General features: G+C 66.5%; 18 protein-coding genes and 1 tRNA gene. 8 read left to right on the top strand and 11 right to left on the bottom strand.

Annotation, left to right across the window (positions count from 1 at the left end):
* Positions 1 to 101: 101 nt before the first annotated feature.
* From JAO75_RS02095 to rpmB, 3 genes are all read right to left on the bottom strand, one after another.
* On the bottom strand, positions 102 to 731 hold the full coding sequence (locus JAO75_RS02095; protein ID WP_199046267.1) for a DUF4304 domain-containing protein: 630 nt from the start codon (positions 729 to 731) through the stop codon (positions 102 to 104).
* A gap of 81 nt (positions 732 to 812) precedes the next feature.
* A complete protein-coding gene (locus tag JAO75_RS02090) occupies positions 813 to 1,436 on the bottom strand; it encodes a queuosine precursor transporter (protein ID WP_199046265.1) in 624 nt (207 codons plus the stop codon).
* Between the two features lie 109 nt (positions 1,437 to 1,545).
* Complete coding sequence (gene rpmB, locus JAO75_RS02085) at positions 1,546 to 1,836, bottom strand: 50S ribosomal protein L28 (protein WP_199046263.1); 291 nt, start codon at positions 1,834 to 1,836, stop codon at positions 1,546 to 1,548.
* A gap of 234 nt (positions 1,837 to 2,070) precedes the next feature.
* On the opposite strand from rpmB, the gene JAO75_RS02080 reads away from it, so the two are divergent.
* From JAO75_RS02080 to JAO75_RS02055, 6 genes are all read left to right on the top strand, one after another.
* The gene (locus tag JAO75_RS02080; protein ID WP_199046261.1) at positions 2,071 to 2,931 is read left to right on the top strand and encodes a DUF3108 domain-containing protein; all 861 of its coding nucleotides are present in this window, start codon (positions 2,071 to 2,073) and stop codon (positions 2,929 to 2,931) included.
* 187 nt (positions 2,932 to 3,118) lie between these two features.
* Positions 3,119 to 6,325 (top strand): helicase-related protein, encoded by a 3,207-nt coding sequence (locus tag JAO75_RS02075; protein ID WP_199046259.1) that lies wholly within the window; start codon positions 3,119 to 3,121, stop codon positions 6,323 to 6,325.
* Between the two features lie 13 nt (positions 6,326 to 6,338).
* Positions 6,339 to 6,641 carry an RNA-binding S4 domain-containing protein gene (locus tag JAO75_RS02070; protein WP_199046257.1) on the top strand — a complete coding sequence of 101 codons (303 nt, stop codon included), beginning with the start codon at positions 6,339 to 6,341 and terminating at the stop codon, positions 6,639 to 6,641.
* 51 nt (positions 6,642 to 6,692) lie between these two features.
* On the top strand, positions 6,693 to 7,031 hold the full coding sequence (gene fdxA, locus JAO75_RS02065; protein WP_199046254.1) for a ferredoxin FdxA: 339 nt from the start codon (positions 6,693 to 6,695) through the stop codon (positions 7,029 to 7,031).
* Positions 7,032 to 7,442: 411 nt separating this feature from the next.
* Entirely contained in the window at positions 7,443 to 8,024 is a 582-nt protein-coding gene (locus tag JAO75_RS02060) for a CarD family transcriptional regulator (RefSeq protein WP_199046252.1), read from the top strand.
* Between the two features lie 163 nt (positions 8,025 to 8,187).
* Positions 8,188 to 9,060: an RNA polymerase factor sigma-32 gene (locus JAO75_RS02055; protein WP_199046250.1), complete on the top strand. Its 873-nt coding sequence runs from the start codon at positions 8,188 to 8,190 to the stop codon at positions 9,058 to 9,060.
* A gap of 83 nt (positions 9,061 to 9,143) precedes the next feature.
* On the opposite strand, the gene JAO75_RS02050 is transcribed toward JAO75_RS02055, so the two are convergent.
* The 3 genes from JAO75_RS02050 to JAO75_RS02040 form a co-directional block, all read right to left on the bottom strand.
* Entirely contained in the window at positions 9,144 to 10,568 is a 1,425-nt protein-coding gene (locus JAO75_RS02050; RefSeq protein ID WP_199046248.1) for a M48 family metalloprotease, read from the bottom strand.
* Positions 10,569 to 10,574: 6 nt separating this feature from the next.
* The gene (locus JAO75_RS02045) at positions 10,575 to 11,399 is read right to left on the bottom strand and encodes a thermonuclease family protein (RefSeq protein ID WP_199046246.1); all 825 of its coding nucleotides are present in this window, start codon (positions 11,397 to 11,399) and stop codon (positions 10,575 to 10,577) included.
* A 217-nt stretch (positions 11,400 to 11,616) separates the two neighbouring features.
* Positions 11,617 to 11,829, bottom strand: a complete 213-nt coding sequence (locus tag JAO75_RS02040) for a sugar phosphorylase (RefSeq protein ID WP_199046244.1) — start codon at positions 11,827 to 11,829, stop codon at positions 11,617 to 11,619.
* Positions 11,830 to 11,983: 154 nt separating this feature from the next.
* On the opposite strand from JAO75_RS02040, the gene JAO75_RS02035 reads away from it, so the two are divergent.
* Positions 11,984 to 12,060, top strand: a tRNA-Arg gene (locus JAO75_RS02035).
* A 19-nt stretch (positions 12,061 to 12,079) separates the two neighbouring features.
* Here JAO75_RS02035 and JAO75_RS02030 read toward each other — a convergent pair.
* The 3 genes from JAO75_RS02030 to JAO75_RS02020 all read right to left on the bottom strand — a co-directional run bounded on the left by JAO75_RS02030 (position 12,080) and on the right by JAO75_RS02020 (position 16,192).
* Positions 12,080 to 12,922, bottom strand: coding sequence for a DUF1206 domain-containing protein (locus tag JAO75_RS02030; protein ID WP_199046242.1), 843 nt, complete (start codon positions 12,920 to 12,922; stop codon positions 12,080 to 12,082).
* An 84-nt stretch (positions 12,923 to 13,006) separates the two neighbouring features.
* The gene (locus tag JAO75_RS02025; protein ID WP_199046240.1) at positions 13,007 to 13,798 is read right to left on the bottom strand and encodes a YoaK family protein; all 792 of its coding nucleotides are present in this window, start codon (positions 13,796 to 13,798) and stop codon (positions 13,007 to 13,009) included.
* Between the two features lie 132 nt (positions 13,799 to 13,930).
* Positions 13,931 to 16,192 carry a glycoside hydrolase family 3 N-terminal domain-containing protein gene (locus JAO75_RS02020; protein WP_210340132.1) on the bottom strand — a complete coding sequence of 754 codons (2,262 nt, stop codon included), beginning with the start codon at positions 16,190 to 16,192 and terminating at the stop codon, positions 13,931 to 13,933.
* A gap of 129 nt (positions 16,193 to 16,321) precedes the next feature.
* Between JAO75_RS02020 and JAO75_RS02015 the strand changes: the two genes are divergently transcribed.
* Positions 16,322 to 17,836 carry a response regulator gene (locus JAO75_RS02015; protein WP_199046236.1) on the top strand — a complete coding sequence of 505 codons (1,515 nt, stop codon included), beginning with the start codon at positions 16,322 to 16,324 and terminating at the stop codon, positions 17,834 to 17,836.
* A gap of 46 nt (positions 17,837 to 17,882) precedes the next feature.
* On the opposite strand, the gene JAO75_RS02010 is transcribed toward JAO75_RS02015, so the two are convergent.
* Together JAO75_RS02010 and JAO75_RS02005 are read right to left on the bottom strand one after the other, a co-directional pair.
* The gene (locus JAO75_RS02010) at positions 17,883 to 18,584 is read right to left on the bottom strand and encodes a gamma-glutamyl-gamma-aminobutyrate hydrolase family protein (RefSeq protein WP_199046234.1); all 702 of its coding nucleotides are present in this window, start codon (positions 18,582 to 18,584) and stop codon (positions 17,883 to 17,885) included.
* Positions 18,581 to 19,558 carry an amidoligase family protein gene (locus JAO75_RS02005; protein ID WP_199046232.1) on the bottom strand — a complete coding sequence of 326 codons (978 nt, stop codon included), beginning with the start codon at positions 19,556 to 19,558 and terminating at the stop codon, positions 18,581 to 18,583. The genes JAO75_RS02010 and JAO75_RS02005 overlap by 4 nt, the downstream gene beginning before the upstream one ends.
* Between the last annotated feature and the right edge of the window lie 31 nt (positions 19,559 to 19,589).

The raw sequence follows: 19,589 nt of genomic DNA, 5'->3' as shown, positions 1-19,589 counted from the left end.
TCTCTTCGAGCCACAGGAGTGTTGGAACTTCCTCAAGGCAGCCGGATATGCGTCCGTGTAATCGTCCGGTGCTCTAGAATGCTGTCAGCAACACATCTGCTCTAGAGGACGAGCCCGATCCGATTGGCGACCTTCTTCACGGTCTCGGTAAATCCAGGGTAGTGCGAGGTTTCGATTGCCTGCCGCAGCAATTGCCGAGCCTCATCGTCGTATCCTGCATGCTTGGCCACGACGGCGTGCAGTACCGGGATCTGGGGATCGGCCACTCCTGGTAGGGCTTCCTGCGCGCGGAGCTTATGAAGAAGAGCATCGGGCCCCACGTATTCATCGAAGAAGGGAAGTGCGTGATGTGTGATGGCCTCAGAAACCTCCGACGAGAGCCGCTCGACATCCGTTTCGGGTGAAACGTACCACCAATGATCCTTGTGGGCCGGCATGAGGAAGCCAATGCGCTCTGTGATCGGGAAACCGGCCGTAGCGGGGTTTGACGGCAGGGAGGAACCGAAGAAGGCGCTGTAGATCGCGGAGGATGTCACGATCAGGTTGATCGTAAACGTGCCGCTTTCCGATTGATTCCCGCGGCTCGGCTGGAAATGGATCCCGTGGATCAGGTTCTCTTTCGCCCGATGCAGATGGGCGCCCTGCTTCCTGAAACCGGCAGCTTTGAGATGCGTGTCAAAGGCCATCCGTGATGCGAGCGAGATGGCCTTCGAGGTTACTGTTTGCCCCATGAATCCTTCCCGGGAGACAGAGCTTGGCAGCGCAGGCTGCGGAAGATGTCACTGGTCAGGAGCTTCTGCAACTCTATTCGGTCAGGCAGCCCGCTGCAGCCGCGGGCGCATGAGCGCCAGGATGGCCCCGTAGGGCGCAATCGCGATGGCGGCGAGCGCAAGCTTCACCCCATAATCCGCAACCGCGAGGTTGACCCACGGGAGGGCGATGCACTCGTCCGCGATCCCCGTCTGGCCCAGCATCTCGCTGATCGTGAGGCCGAGGCCTGGCACGACGCCGCAATAGAAGGCGAAGGAGAAGAAAATCGCCGTGTCGAGCCCCGAGGAGATCACGGAGGAGATGAAGGGCGGCATCCACCAGGCCTTGCCGCGCAGGCGGGCAAAGATGCTGATGTCCAGGAGCTGGGCTGTCAGGAAGGCCGCGCCCGACGCGATGGCAATCCGCGGCGTCGCCAAGACGACGGAGAGAGCCACGGCCAGCACGAAGCCGACATAGACCACTCGACGGGCGCCCTTCGTTCCGAAGCGGCGGTTCGACAGGTCCGTGACCAGGAATGAGAACGGATAGCTGAAGGCGCCCCAGGTCAGGTAGTCGCCCATGCCCCAATGGGTGAAGGGATGCTGGACCAGGATGTTCGACGAGAGGACGACTAGGGTCATTGCGGTGAGCGCAATGAGGAAGTCGCGGCGGTCGATCTGGGTCATGGGACGGCCCTTCCAGGCAAGTGCTCGAGCCTCATGCTCAAGCCTTCGGATAACGCAAAACGGGCGGCACTGAGGCCGCCCGCAAAGCCAATTTTTCGGCGGTCCGAGATCAGCTCGCAGCAGCGAGCTTCTTCTCGAGCTCGCGCTTCACCGCCAGGGCGGTGGTGGAGAGTTCCTCAGCCTTGGCCTTGGCCAGGAAGGCATCGAGGCCGCCGCGGTGCTCGACGGAGCGGAGCGCGTTGGCGGAGACGCGCAGGCGCACGGAGCGCTGCAGGGCGTCAGATTGGAGCGTGACGTTGCAGAGGTTCGGCAGGAACTTCCGCTTCGTCTTGCGGTTCGAGTGGCTCACCAGGTGGCCACTCAGCACGGCCTTGCCGGTCAGTTCGCAACGGCGCGACATGGGTTCAATCCTATTCGTCGTGTGAGGGTCGCGGCCACGAATTCGCGGGTTTGCCTGATCGCAGATCCCGCGCGGCCGGACACCAGAAGTCCTTGGAAGGTGGGAGCCTATAAGCCGAAACAGGGGGGTGGGTCAAGAATAGCGCGACGTCGCACCCTCTTTTTTTCGGCCGCGTGGTCACGATTTATTCCGAATCTCGTGCGATGCAACAGAATAGACTATCGGAAAAGCCCCATGCGCCTCATCGCTTCAGCTCTCGCAACCTTGGCCTTTGCAGGAACGGCTTCGTTCGCTCAGGGTCAAACCCTCAAGGTGACGTACGACCTCTCCCTGGCAGGTCTGCCCTTGGGGAAAGCGGACCTGATCTCGTCCTTCAAGGGAAAGAAGTACGAGATGAAGGGCAACGCGAAACTGACCGGCCTTGCCATGCTTCTTACGGGCGGGAAGGGCGAAGCCTCGGCCGCGGGCACGCTCGCAGAGGCCAAGCCCCGTTCGACGAGCTTCGAGGTGGTGTCGAAGGCCTCCGAAAACCAGCGCAGCGTCCGGATGGGGCTGAAGGGCGGCCGGGTGGCCGAGGTCGAGATCGACCCGCCTCTCGAGCCCAAGGAGGACCGGATCCCGGTCAAGGCCGCCGACAAGCGGGGCGTGGTCGACCCCATGAGCGCGCTGCTCATGCCGGCGCTCGCCTCGAAGAGCCTGACCGATCCCGACAACTGCAACCGGACCATTCCCGTCTTCGACGGAGCCTCCCGCATGGACGTGGTCCTCACCTATGCGGAGACGAAGAACGTCGAGGTGACGGGCTATTCCGGTCCGGTTCTCGTGTGCAACGCCCGCTACGTGCCCGTCTCCGGCCACCGGCCGGAGCGCCCGGCGACGAAGTTCATGCAGGAGAACCGGGACATGGCCGTGTGGCTCGCGCCCGTCGAAGGGCCGCGGCTGCTCTTTCCCCTGAAGGTCTCGGTGCGCACCATGATCGGCATGGGCGAGATGCAGGCCTCCCTCTGGTCCCTGGAAGGGGATGGCAAGGCGTCTACCCGCACGCGCCGGGCCGTGCGCGCGGACGAGGCCATCAAGGCCGGGACGCTTCAATAAGCCCTGAGAATCCTTGGTGAAAGCGTCCGCTGCGGGTGGCGAAAGCAGCGCTCGTTCCCATATAAGGAGCAGCCCGCAGCCGGCCGCGAGGGCCAGGCTGCCTTGACAGGAAGGCTTCCGGCTCCGGCGTCCGACCCTTAAAGCCTCTCGTTTTCCGGGACGTTCAAGCATTACCCGACATCCAGGCATGGCCCGTCGTTCCCTCCCCCCGCAGGCGCGCTCGCGCGGCGTCACGGCCGTGCTCGGCCCGACCAATACCGGCAAGACGCATCTGGCCATCGAGCGCATGCTCGGCCACGACAGCGGCATGATCGGCCTGCCCCTGCGCCTGCTCGCCCGCGAGGTCTACAACCGTGTGGTGGAGAAAGCGGGTCACCACAACGTCGCCCTCGTCACCGGCGAGGAAAAGATCAAGCCGGACCGGCCGCGCTACTGGATCTCCACCGTCGAGGCGATGCCCCGGGACCTCGACCTCGCCTTCGTGGCCGTGGACGAAATCCAGCTCGCCAGCGACCTCGACCGGGGCCACGTGTTCACCGACCGCCTGCTGAACCAGCGCGGGCGCGAGGAGACGCTGCTCATCGGCTCGGCCACCATGCGCCCGGTGATCGAGGCGCTGATCCCGGGCGTCCACGTGGTCACCCGGCCGCGCCTGTCGAACCTGTCGTTCGCGGGCGAGAAGAAGGTCTCGCGCCTGCCCCGGCGCTCGGCTATCGTGGCCTTCTCGGCCGAGGAGGTCTATGGCATCGCCGAGCTCATCCGCCGCCAGAGCGGCGGCGCCGCCGTGGTGCTCGGCGCCCTGTCGCCCCGTACCCGGAACGCCCAGGTCGAGCTCTTCCAGAACGGCGACGTGGATTATCTCATCGCCACCGACGCCATCGGCATGGGCCTCAACCTCGACGTGAACCATGTGGCCTTCGCGTCCGACAAGAAGTTCGACGGGTTCCAGTTCCGCAAGCTGAACAACTCCGAACTGGCCCAGATCGCCGGCCGCGCCGGCCGCTACATGCGCGATGGCACCTTCGGCTCCACGGCACGCTGCCCGCCCTTCGATGCGGAGATCGTCCAGGCGCTGGAAAACCACGTCTTCGATCCGGTCCGCATCCTGCAATGGCGCAATCCGGACCTGGACTTCTCCACCCTGGCCCGCCTGCGCGATTCGCTGGGCCATCAGCCCCGGGAGCACGGCCTCGTGCGCGCCCCCACGGGCGAGGACGTCACGGCCCTCGAGGTCCTGGCCCGGGAAGACGACATCCAGGCCATGGCCCGCTCGCAATTCGCCGTGGAGCGGCTCTGGCAGATCTGCCAGGTGCCCGACTACCGGAAGGTTTCGCCGCAGACCCACGCGGATCTCGTCGGCCAGCTCTACCGTTTCCTCATGAAGGACGGGGCCATCCCGGCCGACTGGTTCGCCCGCCATCTGTCGGCCATGGACCGGACGGATGGGGATATCGACACCCTCTCCAACCGCATCGCCCAGGTCAGGACCTGGTCCTTCGTCGCCAACCGTCCCGATTGGTTGAAGGATCCAGAGCATTGGCAGGATGTTGCGCGTCAGGTAGAGGACAAGCTATCGGATGCGCTCCATGAACGTCTCGCCCAACGGTTCATCGACCGAAGGACGAGCGTTCTCATGCGGCGCTTGAGAGAGAACAAGATGCTCGAAGCGGAAATTACGACCACCGGCGACGTCACCGTCGAGGGTCAGCACATCGGTCACCTGCACGGCTTCCATTTCGTGCCTGATCCCCAGGCCGACACCACGGAGGCCAAGACCCTGCGCAACGCCGCCAGCAAGGCGCTGGCCGGCGAGATCGAGGCGCGGGCGGACCGGTTCGCCGAAACCCCCGACACGATGCTCGTGCTGTCGAACGACGGCACGATCCGCTGGATGGGCGACCCGGTGGCCAAGCTGGAGCCGGGCGACAAGCTGTTCGACCCCAAGCTTCGCATCCTGTCGGACGAGCATCTCACGGGCCCGGCCCGGGACAAGGTGGACACCCGCCTGCGCGCCTGGCTCAAGGCCTATGTGGTGCGCCTGCTCGGGCCCCTGCTGCAGCTCGAGGACAGCCAGGAGCTCACGGGCTTGGCCCGGGGCATCGGCTTCCAGATCGGCGAGGCGCTCGGCGTGCTGGAGCGGTCGAAGGTCCTCAACGAGGTTCGCAGCCTCGACCAGGAGGCCCGGAGCGCCCTGCGCAAGGCGGGCGTGCGCTTCGGCGCCTACCACCTCTATCTTCCGGCCCTGCTGAAGCCCGCCCCCCGTGTGCTCGCGACCCAGCTCTGGGCGCTGCAGAACGGCGGCCTCGACCAGAAGGGCATCGACGAGATCGCCCATCTCGCCCAGTCCGGCCGCACGTCGATCCCGGTCGATCCAGAAATCGGTCAGGGGCTCTACCGGGCCGCCGGCTTCCGGGTGCTCGGCGGCCGCGCCGTCCGCGTCGACATCCTGGAGCGTCTGGCGGACCTGATCCGTCCTGCGATCTCCTACCGCCCCGGCATCACCCCCGGCGAGCCGCCGGCGGGCGCCGCCGACGGCGAGGGCTTCGTCCCGACCGTCGCCATGACGTCGCTGGTCGGCTGTGCCGGCGAGGATTTCGCCACGATCCTGAAGTCGCTCGGCTACGTGATGGACCGCCGTCCTGGGCCCGCCATCACCGTGCCGCTCGTGGAAGCGCCCAAGGCCGTCGAGCCCCAGGCCGCGGCTCCCGAGGGTGAGGCTGCCGCTCCGGTCGAGAACGGCCAGGCCGAGACCGCCGACGAAACCCCGACCGAGGCTGCGGTTGGCAGCGAGGAAACGGGCGCGGTTGCCGCGCCGGCTCCTCAAGCGTCGGTCTCCGACCAGGAGGTGGAGGCCAGCGCCGCCGAGGCCGTGGCTTCGCCCGAAGGCGACGCGATGGCTCCCGCAGACGCACCGGCCGAGGCTGCTCCTGCGGAGGCGGCTTCCGGGGAAACGGCTCCTGCCGAGCCCGAGCTGATCGAGGTATGGCGCCAGGGCCGCCGCCAACACGACGGCGCGCAGGCCCGCCAGGGTCGCGATGCCCGTGGCGGCCGTCACGAGCGCGGCGAGCGTTCCGACCGCACGGACCAGCGGCAGGATCGCGGCGACCGTCGCCCGCGCCATGGGGCCAACCAGGGCGATCAGTCCGGTGAGCGCCGGCCGCGTCCCGAGCGCCGCGAGGCGCAAGGGGAGGGCGGCAGGCCTCAGAACCGTCCGCCGCGCGGCCCCCACCAGGGGGAAGGCCGCCGCGAGGAGCGTCGCGGCCCGAGGCCCGACAAGCGCGCCGACAACCGTCATGAAGGCAATCGTGAGCGGCGCGAGAAGCAGCCGGACCCGAACTCGCCCTTCGCCAAGCTGATGGCCCTCAAGGCCCAGCTCGAGGACAGCAAGAAGTGAGGCCCTGAAGCGCATGCGCGAGGACCGGCAGCGCCTCGACAAGTGGCTGTGGTTCGCGCGCTTCGCGAAGACCCGGACGCTGGCCGCCAAGATGGTGACCGGCGGCCATGTCCGCCTCAACGGGCAGCGGACCGACAATGCCGCCAAGGCGGTGGCCGTGGGGGACGTGCTGACTATCGCGCTGCCCCGGTCCACCCTGGTGGTCCGGATCGAGGATCTCGGCCAGCGCCGGGGCCCTGCACCGGAAGCAAGGCTGCTCTACCTGGATCTCAGCCGGGACAACGGGGCGCTTGTCAGCGCCCCTGACAACGGCTAGAGCGGCAGCAGCCCTTTCTCTCGATTGGAACAGACCCGCGAAGGACCGTGCATGACCTACGTCGTCACTGAAAATTGCATCAAGTGCAAATACATGGACTGCGTCGAGGTGTGCCCGGTGGACTGTTTCTACGAGGGCGAGAACATGCTCGTCATCCACCCGGACGAGTGCATCGATTGCGGCGTCTGCGAGCCGGAATGCCCGGCCGAGGCCATCAAGCCCGATGCGGAGCCGGGCCTCGAGCAGTGGCTGAAGCTCAATGCCGACATGGCCAAGAGCTGGCCCAACATCACCGTCAAGAAGGATGCGCCCGCCGACGCGAAGGAATTCGACGGGGTGGCGGGCAAGTTCGAGGCGTTCTTCTCGCCCAATCCGGGCGAGGGCGACTAAAGCACCGGACCCGAAAGTGGACCTGCACTTTTGGGGCTCATCCGACGTTCTAAAGCCAAGCCTGGCTCAAACGGGCTTCCTTAACGCTGTGCTTTGAAATATTTTTGCTTTTTCGGCCGGACTGTGATAGGGTCCGTGAATGCCGTCGCTTGCGCTCAAGCCGTGCACCGTCCCCGCAGACCGGCGGTTCACATAATGAAGCAAAGATTCGCGTCCTTTGACTTAAGGGAGCGTTGCTGCCTTGGTCAAGGGCATGAGCGTTTGTAGCCGCTGGCTTACATCAGGGAGACGAGCGGAATAGTCAAGTTCCGTGACACTCACATCCTATCCTCGTTCCATCGGGACCCTGCCCGGTGAGACAACAGCTCCCTCGCCGTCCAGGCCAGGGCCATGCAAGGAGGCCTCTCTCGCATGACAACCGCCAAGAAGTCCGCCCAGCGTCTTGGGTTCAAGTCCGGTGAAGCGATCGTCTATCCCGCTCACGGTGTCGGCCGCATCACGGCCATCGAAGAGCAGGAAATCGCGGGATTCAAACTGGAGCTGTATGTCGTCTCCTTCGACAAGGACAAGATGGTCCTCCGTGTTCCCACGGGCAAAGCCTCCAGCGTCGGCATGCGCAAGCTCGCCGAACCGGCTCTGGTCCAAAAGGCTCTGGACGTTCTGACGGGTCGTGCCCGCGTGAAGCGCACCATGTGGTCGCGCCGCGCCCAGGAATACGAGGCTAAGATCAATTCCGGCGACCTGATCTCCGTCACGGAGGTCGTGCGCGATCTCTACCGCTCCGAGGCTCAGCCCGAGCAGTCCTACAGCGAGCGCCAGCTCTATGAATCCGCCCTCGACCGCGTCGTGCGCGAGATCGCGGCCGTGAACAAGATCACGGATACGGAAGCCCTCAAGCTCATCGAGCAGAGCCTCGCCAAGTCCCCGCGCCGCGTCAAAGGCGCCGAGGACGGCGATGCCGAAGGCGACGACATGCAGGAAGAGGCCGCCTGATCGGACGCCTTTATGGAGTTTCAAAAGCCCGGCCAGGAGCCGGGCTTTTTTGTGTTCGAAGCCTTGTTTTCCAAAGGCCGGAATCTATTTTGCAGAACTTGGCTGTTGAAGGTGAACTTTTTGCGGCCTCGCTCGTTGTGTCTCTGCCAAGGGAGAGGACACAATGGGAGAAATCTCAGGGGTTCGCCGCCGGTTCGTCCGCGCTGCCATGAATGCACCTTTTCTCGAGAGAGAAGAGGAGCACCTTCTTGCCGTGCGCTGGAAAGAGAACCGGGACGAGGCGGCGCTTCATCAACTGACTGCTGCCCATATGCGCCTGGTCATCGCGCTCGCAGCCCGTTTCCGTCATTACGGCCTGCCGATGGCCGATCTGGTTCAGGAAGGCCATGTGGGTCTTCTCGAAGCCGCCGCCCGGTTCGAGCCCGAACGGGAGGTCCGCTTCTCGACCTATGCGACCTGGTGGATCCGCGCCTCCGTGCAAGATTACATCCTTCGTAACTGGTCAATCGTCCGTGGCGGAACGAGTTCCGCCCAGAAGGCCCTTTTCTTCAATCTGCGCCGCCTGCGCGCCCGTCTGACCCGTGGCGGGGAAGAGCGCATCTCCTCCGACGTGCACGCGAAGATCGCCGAGGCGATCGGCGTGTCGAAGGCCGATGTCGCCCTCATGGATGCCCGCCTGTCGGCGCCGGACACATCCCTCAATGCACCGGTCATGGATGCCGACTCGTCGAATTCCGCCGAGCGGGTCGAGTTCCTCGTCGACAACAGCCCTCTGCCCGACGAGACCGTCACCGACTCGATCGACACCGAGCGCCGCGTGCGCTGGCTTCAGCAGGCGCTCGAAGTGCTCAATGAACGCGAATTGCGCATCCTGCGCGCCCGCCGTCTCGACGACGAGCAGGTGACCCTGGAATTCCTCGGCGACCGCCTCGGGATTTCGAAGGAGCGCGTCCGTCAGATCGAAAACCGTGCCCTGGAAAAGCTCAAGCGCGCCCTGGTGGAGCGCTACCCCCAAGCCTCCGGCGCATTCGTCTAAGCACGAAGACAGTCCACAAAAGCGGATCGGCGCGGCAGGTGACTGCCGCGCCGATCCGCTTTTGGGAGCTTCGGTGCGAGCCTCTATTCCACCACGACCTTGTAGCGTTCGCCCACCTTCAGCGGAGCGTTCCTGTCGAGCCCGTTGAGCAGCAGGAAACGTTCGAGCGGACGATCGATCGGCATGCGTGCGGCAAGGGTCTGCGCGGTGTCGCCGCGCAGGGCGGTGACGATCTGCAGCTTGAGCGGCCGGATCCGCCTTGCCTCTTCCGGCTGCACCTGACGGACGCTGTCCAGGGTCTGCTGGAAGATCGCTTCCAGATCGCCCCTGTTGCCGCGGGTGGCCATGATGAGACGATAGGTGGTGCTGCCGATCCGGATGGCCGAGAGGCGGAAGGTCCATTCCTTGCCGTTGGACAGGGCCGTCACCACGGGAAGGCCGTTCACCGTGCCGGTGGTCAGCGATCCGGGCTCGATGGTGTCCGTCCAGGTGGAGCGCAGCACGTCCTCCAGGCTCTGACCCTCCGGCGTGTCGGCGGCGTCAAAAAGCAGGCGGCGTTCGCCGTCGGCGGAGGATCCGAGCACGGCCTGGGAGGTGTTCTCGAGGCTGAAGCCGTCCGGCGCCTCGAAGGCGACGCCGAGCCGGGAGTGAACGAAGCGGCGGCCCTTCACGACGCCGTCGGCCGGATCGTCGCCATAGGAGAGGCCGTCCAGGGCGGTGAGATAGGCCAGCCGCCCGGTCTCGCCGCCGCCCGGCAGCTCCGTCCGCCGCGCGGCCTGCAGGGCCCGCGAGACGCGATCGTTGGTGCTCGGGTGCGAGGCCAGCCGGTCCCCTGTCTGGCTGTCGGAGCTGGTGCCCGAGCGCCCGAGCGAGGTCAGGAAGCGCGGGGCGCCGAAGGGATCGAAGCCGGCGCGGGCCAGAACCTTCACGCCGGTCTGGTCCGCCTCGAGCTCCTGCGCCCGCGAGAAGCTGGCCAAGGTCGAGCGGGACTGGTTCTGCGCCAATGCGGCTTCCTCGGCATCGTTCAGCACGTTCTCGGCCACGCGCTCGATCAGCGCCGAGCGCGCCTGCAGCTCGCTGCGCTGATTGGCGTGGCGCAGGGTGACATGGGCGATCTCGTGGGACAGGACGGCGGCCACCTCGGACGTGTCGTTGGCCAGCGCCAGGAGGCCGCGCGTCACGTAGAGGCGCCCGTTCGGCAGGGCAAAGGCATTGACCGCAGGCGAGTTGAGGATCGTGATCTGGAAGGCCTCGTCCGGCCGGTCGGTGGCCATGACGAGCCGGTTCGTCACGTCGGTGAGAAGCTGCTGGAGCTGCGGCGCGCGGCCCTCGCCGCCGAAGGCGCGGACAAGGCGCACATGATCGCGGTCGCGGTCCGGGTTGATCACCCGCGGGGCGTTGGCCGGCAGCGACACGTTTCCGCCAAAACCGGAGCAGCCCGCGAGGAAGGCTGCGAGCATGAGGCTGCCGAGAATTCCGATGCTACCTGGACGACGTGTTGTGATCATGCTCGTTCATCGTGGCAGACGACCGCTCTCGAGAGGTTCAATCATATCCGGTATGACAATCGAAAAAGCGGTTCCTTGCCAAGACTGCAAAATGCCTCGGGCCCTGATCCGCCGGCCTTTGAGGGCATCAAGGCCCAGGCCGCGATCCGACATCTGTTTCCAGGTCGTCCGGGGAATGATGATCGTGAAGTCTTCTGCCCAGAGCCCCCCGAAGTTCAAATAGGTGCGCTGCCTGCGCTCACCGATGCTCCTGATGCGGCCTTCGACCAGCACGAAGCTGCCGATCCGCTCGCGCAGGCGCTCGGATTGATTCACATCAAGGGGCTTATAGCGGTCATCGGCCCAAACACCAAGGCGTCGTTCGCGGGCCGTGGCCTCGAGAGCGAGAAGTTCGGGCTGGCAGAAGACGCCATCCGGCCCCGCATCGACGAGGGCAAGGCCGGCCTCGACCAATCCATGCGCCCAGTCGAGCGCCGGGGCTTCGCCGGACGACCTGATGCGGATGGCGACGCGGTTCCAGCGGTCGCGCCTGTCCGGCCCCTGGACGAGGGCCGGTTGGCCGATTCGGGCTCTCAGCCAGGAGAGGGCCTGCTCGCGATGGGGCGGGGCGTCGGGAAGGCGGATGCCCGACAGGCGCGCCGATGGCCCTGAAGCCAGGATGAGGTCGCCCTCGGGCGAGAGGCCCTGCAACCGGTCGGGCCTGGCCTCGCTCACACATTCCGCGGACCGGCGGTTTGAGAGCGGGGCCTGTGCGCCGGCGTCCCGGATGCCGATGGCCAGGGCAGGTCCGAGGCACAGGGCCAGAAGCATCCGCAGGGTCGATCCCGTCATGGGACGGGATCATACCCGGTTGTCGGGAAACGGCTACGCTCGGCGCCGTCGTGTGAGCGCTTTTCCTGCGCCGGGCTGTGCTGCCGCGGCTTGTGCCCGCTCTGCCCTGAGCTGTTGTGCTTGTTGTGGTCGCGGCATTCCCGATGGTATGCGCCGCCCTGCCGGCCGGCCTCCGACTTGCCGTTTTTGGTGAAGGAAAACCCGCCTTCTTGCGGGCTTACCAGCGGATGACGACCACGCGCTCCTTGCCGTTCCCGAGTTCCACCGCTTCGGTGCCTTCCGCCTTCCGGTTCTGAGGCTTCGCATCCTCGATAATTTCGATCTCCGCCACATGGGCGGCGAAGGCCTCGTCCACCTCGGCGACGCAGAGCAGCGTATCGGGGGGAAGGTTCTCGACCTGTTTCAGGAAATCGCGAAGCGTCTGCGCCATGATGTACCTCCAGTTGCCTTCACCAACCGGCTTGGCCGTGGGGAGTTCCTTCGGCTCGGCGAGGATGCATTCGGGACCGGGGTCACCCGAACCTTTCGAGGGCACAAGCCACTGGAATGACCCTGCCGACCGTGCTAAATCCCACCTCTCAAGCGGTCCCGTAGCTCAGCAGGACAGAGCAGCGGTTTCCTAAACCGAAGGTCGGAAGTTCGAGTCTTCCCGGGATCGCCAGTTTTCCGCAACAGCCCGCCTACCGCCCCGCCCGCGCGACGGCCGCCTTTGCGTCGTCGAGGTCCGGGGCGTCGATGTGGCGGTAGCGGGCCTGGATGAGGCCGAAGAGGCCGAAGGCGAAGAGGCCCAGGGCCGTCAGGGCCAGAAGCACCCAGCCATAGGGCTGCTGCTGCAGCGCCTCCAGGGCTCCGCCGAGGCCGCGCACCTGTGAAGAGGAGGCGTGCCAGGCGGCAAGGCCCAGGAAGCCGCCGATCATCAGGAACACGACGCCGCGGGCGGCAAAGCCCATGCGGCCGATGGTGCAGATCCAATCCCTCTTGTCGGCCGGCAGGGAGAGGCGGTCCGCCACCCGTCCGCGCCAGGCTTTCACGATGAAGGCGAGGCCCACGCCGACTATGACAAGCCCGACGAGGCCCACCAGCCACCGGCCGAAGGGCTGGCTCATGAGCCAGGCCGTCCAGTCCTGGGCGCCCTGATTTTCACCGCCGCCGCCCGAACTGCGCCCGAGGGCGAGGTTCAGGGCGAAGATCGCAAGACCCGCATAGATGATGCCGCTGACCAGATGCGCGCCCCGGACGGCCCATCCCTTCATGTCCGAGCCGCGATGGTCGGCATCGGTGAGCGCCTCCAGGATCCGCCAGGCGCAGAAGCCGAACAGGCCCACGGCGATCAGGACGAGCCAGACCTTGCCGAAGGGCTGGGAGAGGAGCGTCTGCAGGGCGCTGCGGCTGCCGCCGGTCTGGCCGCCGGACCCGATGGCGGCGAGAAGCGCCAGGCCGCCGACGAGGCCATAGACCACGCCCCTGGCGCCATAGCCGAACCGGGCCAGGGTCTCGACGGGTTTGCGGCTGAGATACGACATAGATGACGGCTCCACTTGTGTCATGAGTGAACCGCCAAGCCTGCGCCGATGTTCCGCCGAGCGGGCGCATCGGAGGCAGGCGCCTCAGCGCTTGCCCAGGTGCCGTGCCAGGGCGGAGGCATCCTCGGCCAGGGGAGGCCCGGCGAGCAGGAGCAGCAGGAGCGCGAAGGGGAGCGAGAACAGGAGGCCGATCTGGCTGAAGCCGATGGCGCCGGTCACGCCGCCGATGAAGAAGGAGGCGAGCAGCAGGGCGAGCAGGCGCAGCTTGGCCCGGTCGGCCAGAACGCGATCCGGCTTGTCCGCATCGCGGTTCCAGTAAAGGAGCTTGCCGAGCTCGATGCCCATATCCGTGACGATGCCGGTCACATGGGTGGTGCGCATGCGGGCGCCGGAGATCTTGGTGACGGTGGCATTCTGCAGGCCCATGATGAAGCACAGGAGAGGCACGGCGAGGGCCGTGAAGGCCGGAGACGGATGGGCGAGCCAGCCCAGGATGCCGAAAGCCAGCAGCAGGAAGGCTTCCAGCATCAGCGGCATGGCATAGCGGCTGCCGAGATGGTGGCGGCGTCCCCAGTTGATCAGCATCGCCGAGCAGGCGGCGCCCACGACGAAGGGCAGGAACGCCATGAGCCCGAGGGCGACAAGCTGGAGGGAGCCCAGCGCCGTATTGTCGGCCATGCCGGAGACGATGCCCGACATGTGCGAGGTGTACTGGCCGACGGCCAGGAAGCCGCCGGCATTGATCGCGCCCGCCACGAAGGTGAGCGCCATGCCGAGCAGGGTGTCCGCCGCATCCGTCCGCTCATGAGCCATGATGGACTTCACCGACCGGATGCTGAAGTCGCGGGGCTCTGGCTTGGTGGACTGAGCGCTCATGGGCTTGAGCTTAAAGCATCGTGCGGAAAAGTAGACCCGGTTTTCCGCACGATGCTTGAACGCCGAACGTTCAGGAGATCCAACGCACCGAAGGGCTGCCCGATGATCGATCTTCGGGCAGCCGATGTTCCGTCACTGTGCGACGCTGGTCGAGGCCGAGGCGCGCCGCTCCATGGGCGGAATGCGGAAGGTCTTTGCGATCTCGGCATCGCCGATCCGCTCGGCCAGGGAGCTGCCGCCGACGAAGACCTGGATCGCGCCCTCTTCCACGAGGGTGGTGCCGTCGTCGAGGTGGAATCCGAGCGACTCCACCGGTACCCGCAGGGTGACGCGCTTCGTCTCGCCGGGCTTGAGCGCGATCTTCTCGAAGGCCTTCAGCTCGCGCAGGGGACGGCTGCGGCTTGCCACCGGATCGCGGGTGTAGAGCTGCACGACCTCCTGGCCCTCGCGTTTGCCCGTGTTCGTCACGCTCACGGTCACCTCCAGTGCCTCACCCTGTTCGAGCCGCTTCTGCGCGATCGCGGCGTCGGAATAGGCGAACTGCGTGTAGCTCAGGCCCCAGCCGAACGGGTAGAGCGGCGCGATCCCTTCGTCGATGTATTGCAGGGTGAAGCGGTTGTTGTCGAGGGTCGGACGGCCGGTGGGCAGCCGGTTGTAGTAGAGCGGCAGCTGCGCCGTCGCGCGGGGCCATGTCAGCGGCAGCTTGCCGCTCGGGCTCACGTCGCCGAACAGCACGTCGGCCACGGCCGGGCCTGCTTCCGTACCCGGATACCAGGCCATCAGGATGGCGGGAATGCGCTCGGCCACCCGTCCCAGCACCTGCGGGCGCCCGCCAAGGAGAACGAGGGCGATGGGCTTGCCGGTCTTGGCCAGCTCTTCCAGCACCTCGATCTGCTTGCCGTTGAGTTCGAGATACGCGCGGGAGGCCGCCTCGCCGGAAAGCTCCTGCGGTTCGCCGAAGACGGCGACGACGAAATCGGATTGCTTTGCGACGTCGAGGGCAGCCTGGAGCCCGCTTGTGTCGCGGCAGAACAGGTCGCAGGCCGGAGCGTGGCGCACCGTCATGCCTGCATCCTTGGCGCGACGGCGGATGCCTTCAAGGATCGTGACGCTGTCCTCCTTGTGCCCGCGGGCCGCGTGCGGGCCCATCTGGTCATGGGGCGCATCCGCGAGAGGGCCGATGACCGCGATGGAGCGGGCGCTGGCCGGCACGGGCAGCACGTCGCCGCGGTTCTGCAGCAGCACGAAGGTTTCGCGCGCGACCTCGCGCGCCGCCTGGCGCGATTCCGGCGAGGGGAAGACCGAATCGACCCGGGAGGGATCGATGTCGGGACGGTCGAACAGGCCCATGCGGAACTTGGTGCGCAGCACTCGGCGCACCGACTCGTCGACGACGCTTTCCGGCACTCGGCCGGCGCGCACCTCGTCGGGCAGGTGCTTGATGTAGAGCAGCCCCATCATGTCCATGTCGACGCCGGCGAGGATCGCCTTGCGGGCGGCTTCCGCGCCATCCGCCGCGATGCCGTGGTTGATCAGTTCGCCGATGCCGACCCAGTCGGAGGTGACGAAGCCGTCGAAGCCCCATTGCCGGCGCAGCACGTCGGTCAGCAGCCAGGAATTGGCCGTGGAGGGCTCGCCGTTCAGCGCATTGAATGCGGCCATGAAGCTCGCCGAGCCCGCCTCTACGGCCGCCCGGAACGGCGGCAGGTAGGTGTCGTACATCTCCGCACGGGGAATGTAGGTGGTGTCGTAGTCGCGCCCGCCCTGCGGCGCGCCGTAGCCCGCGAAGTGCTTCGTGGAGGCCGCAAGGCCCCCCTGGCGGAAGCCTTCCACGCGGGCTGCGGTCAGAACGGAGCCCAGATGGGGATCCTCGCCGAAACCTTCGACGATGCGGCCCCAGCGGCTGTCGCGCGAGAGGTCGGCCATGGGCGCGAAGGTCCAGTTCACGCCGATGTAGGCGGCTTCCTTGGCGCCCCATTCGGAAGCCATGCGCGAGACCCGCGGGCTGAAGGCCGCAGCCTCTCCCAAGGGAAGCGGAAACTGGGTGCGAAAGCCGTGCAGCACGTCGAGGCCGAAGAGCGGCGGGATCTTGAGGCGGCTCTGACGGGCCAGGGCCTGGGCGCGGGCCACGTCCTGGGCGCTGTTGAAGTTGAGCAGGGCGCCCGTCTTGCCCTCGGAGATGTCCTCCCAGCGCAGGGGCGGCCCGTGGGAGACCAGGTTCAGCTGGCCGACCTTCTCCTCCAGGGTCATCTGCCCCAGGAGCTCGTCGACGCGGCGCTCGATGGATTGGTCCGTTGTTTCCCGGGCTCCGGTCTGCGGGACGAAAGAAGCCGTCAAAACCGCCGCGAGCGCCAGCCGCGCCAATCCATGGACATCAGAAAGCCGCACAATCATCTCCTTTGTGGGACAGTAACACTTTATCGTGGGGCAGCCGCGCTTGCCGCCGGTTCGTGTTACACAAGATAGTCGTTGCAAGTGGCGTCTGAGGGACGCCCGGTCAATTCATATTTTCGGGAAGCTCAAGTGCCTGTGCTGCCTGCCCTGTTGAAGCTGTCGCTGCTGGCCTTGTCCTGCGCCGTGATCCTGTCGGGTTTCGCGCTGGCCGGCGCTGCCTTCTCCAGGGAGTCCATGCTGATCGCGGCGGCGGCGGGGCTTTTCCTGCTGATGGCCGCCGGAGCTCCGCTCCTGATCGGACGGCAGATCAGACAGGCTCTCCGGGACAGGGAAGCCGGCGCGTCCGACGAGTTCTCGGTCTTCGAGGACGTCACCGCCGGTCCGGTCGAAGAACCCGCGACGCCGTTCGCATTCGCCGAGGATGCCTTCCCGGAGGTGTCCTCTGCGCCGGATGAAGACGAGGCCCTGCGCCGCCTCCAGAAGGCCCAGGCCGTCGACCGGCTGCGCGACGGCATCACCCATGATCTCAACAACCGGCTCATGGTGATCAGCGCCAATATCGATGCCGCGGCGCGCCAGCTGAAGGAGCAGCCGATCCTTCAGCGCAAGCTGCTCTCCGCGCTCGTGGCCGCCGATCAGGCGGCCAAGCTCATCGCGCAATCGACCGCCTTCGCACGGCAGGGCGATCCACGGGTGCAGTATGTGAACATCGCCGAGCAGGTGGGTTCGGTCGCCGGCCTGATGAGCCGCTCGCTCCTGCGCGATACGGTCGAGCTGCGGCTGTCCCTGGCGGAGGATCTCTGGCCCGTGGAGGCCGATCCGGACGATATCCAGACGGCCGTCGTGACGCTGAGCGGGCATGTCCGCGACGCCCTGCCTCAGGGCGGCACCATCACGGTCGAAGCCCGCAACATGCGGGTCGAGAAGGGAGCGCTGCCGGACCTGACGCGCGAGGGCGACTTCGTGCAGCTGACGATCCGCAGCTCAGGGCCCGACGATGGGCGCCATGTGCCGGAGGCCGATCTCGAGCAGGCCTTCGTCCTGCGCGACATCGATCTCTCGTCCTGGCTGTCCCTGCGCCAGAGCCTGCATTTTCTGGAGGGGCTCGGCGGCGCCTCCGAGGTGCGCCGGGATGGAGCGGCCACCGCAATCATCCTCTATCTTCCCCGGGCGGATGCGGCGACCCTGCTGGAGCCCGGAGCCCCGAGCGAAGACGACGCGCCGGATGAGCAGGTGCCGAACCACACGGAAATCCTGGTCGTGGACGACGAGCTCGAAGTGGCGCTCGCCCTTCAGTCGAGCCTGGAGGAGTTCGGCTACGTGGCGAGCATCGCCACCGATGCCGCGCAGGCGATCAGAACCCTGAATGCCCGCAGGCCCGCGCTGGTGCTGGCGGATATCGCGATGCCGGGCACCATGAACGGCATCATGCTGGCACGCGAGGTGCGGCAGATCGCGCCGGCCATGCCCGTGCTGCTGATCACGGGCAACCCCGTTGCCGCCGACGAGACCAGCGAATTTCCTCTGCTCCAGAAGCCCATCGTCAGCCGCGACCTGCATGCGGCGATCCAGCGGCACCTGAACCCGCCGCGCGACGGCAAGGTGATTCCGCTCTTCCCGCGCACCTCCAGGCGCGCTCGCTGATCCAGCCTGGATCCCAAAGGTGCAAGTCCACTGTTGGGCCCTGGCCCTAGAGGGCCAGTGCCGCCGCCGAGAGAGGAACCGTCGCCTCACCGGCGGCTTCGGTGAGCGCCGCGAACAGCCGCTGCTGCGGCTTCTTCCAGACCAGCAGCTCAGGGTGCCATTGAACGCCGAGCAGGAACGGCGCGCTCCGGCTCTCGATGGCCTGCACGATGCCGCTCTCGTCACGGGCCGCGATGCTGAGGCCCTGCCCGAGCCGGTCGACGGACTGATGATGCAGGGCGTTCACGAGACATGGGTTGCAGCGCAGGATGCGGTCGAGGCGCGATTCTTTCTCGACGGAGACCGTCTTGCGCGGCAGGACGGTGCGCATCTTCGGCGCCTGCACGTAGACCTCGTAGATGTCCGTGTGCAGCGTGCCGCCAAGCGCCACGTTGATCATCTGCGATCCGCGGCAGATGCCGAGCACCGGCAATCTGGCCGGAAGGGCCGCCTTGAGCAGGCCGAGCTCCAGCTTGTCGCGATCGGGGTCGATGCGCACGTCGGGCAGAACCTGCCCGCCGTAGATCTCCGCGCCGATGTCGTCGCCGCCGCCGATGACGAGCCCGTGGAGCGGCTCAGCCGGCAAGGGATTCCCCGGCACGAGGCGGATGGAGCGCGCGCCTGCGCGATAAAGCGCCAGCCGGTGCATGAGGTAGCTGCGCCATCCGCCGCGCCGGGAGGTGGTGACGCCGATGAGGGGCTTCGTCATGTGCGTATGACCTGTTCCACCACGTTGGCCCAGCTCTTCTCCGTGCCCTCGAAACCGAGATAGGCAGAGCCGACCGCATCCAGCTTCTCGCGATCGGCGGCCAGGCGCTCGACGCAGACCCAGCGGTTCCAGTCCGGCGCGATGCTCCAGCCGGGATCGCTCACCCGCGCATCGGGCAGGCGGTAGTGAAATGTGGGGCGGCCGTTGATCTTTTCGTTCGGCAGCACGTTCCGCACGCGCTCCTCATCGAAGTGGTGCAGGAGCGGCAGAAGGTCGAGGTCGCGGTTCCGGGTCGGGTTGAAGGCAAGGTAGTCGTCGATGAAAGCCGCGATGTCGGGCCCGTAATCCGGCTCGACGATTTTGCGGACATACTCGGCCGGAAACGGATCCGCGAAGCCGAGGAGATTGCGGGTCGTGTCTGGGGAGGCCTCGCGCCGGAGCCATGGATTGAGCAGCGCGAAGCTTTTCATGAAGGCCGTGACGGTCGCTGCGTCCTGGCGGGGGATCTCCGGGTTGAAATGCAGTCCGAAGGCATAAAAGGGCGCATCCTGCGTGCCCTTGGCGCCGAGCCGGCGCAAGACCGCCAGGATGCGGTTAAGCTCTTCCAGCCGGTCGATGGGGGTCGGGGCGGTGACGAGTTCGCAGGGCACGAGATAGCTTGCCGCAAAGCCGAACAGTGCGGCGATCTTGGGCAGCACGCCGCGCTGGGTGCCGGCCTGCTTGCCCGGATGCAGGATCCGGCTGTCGAGCTCCACGGTCAGGTCGCCGATGGCCGATTCCTTCAGGGCGAAGGCATGGGGGTCCTCCTCGAGGAGCCGTCCCCCGAGCGCCTCCTGCAGGGCCTGCACGGTCTTCTCGGCGGACGGGCCGACGAACTCGATCTCGACCCCGACCGTGCGCATCTCGCCCTGCTCGTTGTGCAGGACCGGCGGCAGGGCGAAGTCGATTGCGGTGGAGAGCGCCGGCTGCGCCATGAAGAACTCCGATAAAGCCAACACAAACTTG

Origin of the sequence: Microvirga splendida, assembly GCF_016427565.1 — a bacterium.
GTDB classification, from domain to species: domain Bacteria; phylum Pseudomonadota; class Alphaproteobacteria; order Rhizobiales; family Beijerinckiaceae; genus Microvirga; species Microvirga splendida.
Note: the sequence above shows the minus strand (reverse complement) of the source record. Positions and strands in the feature narration are given on the sequence as shown.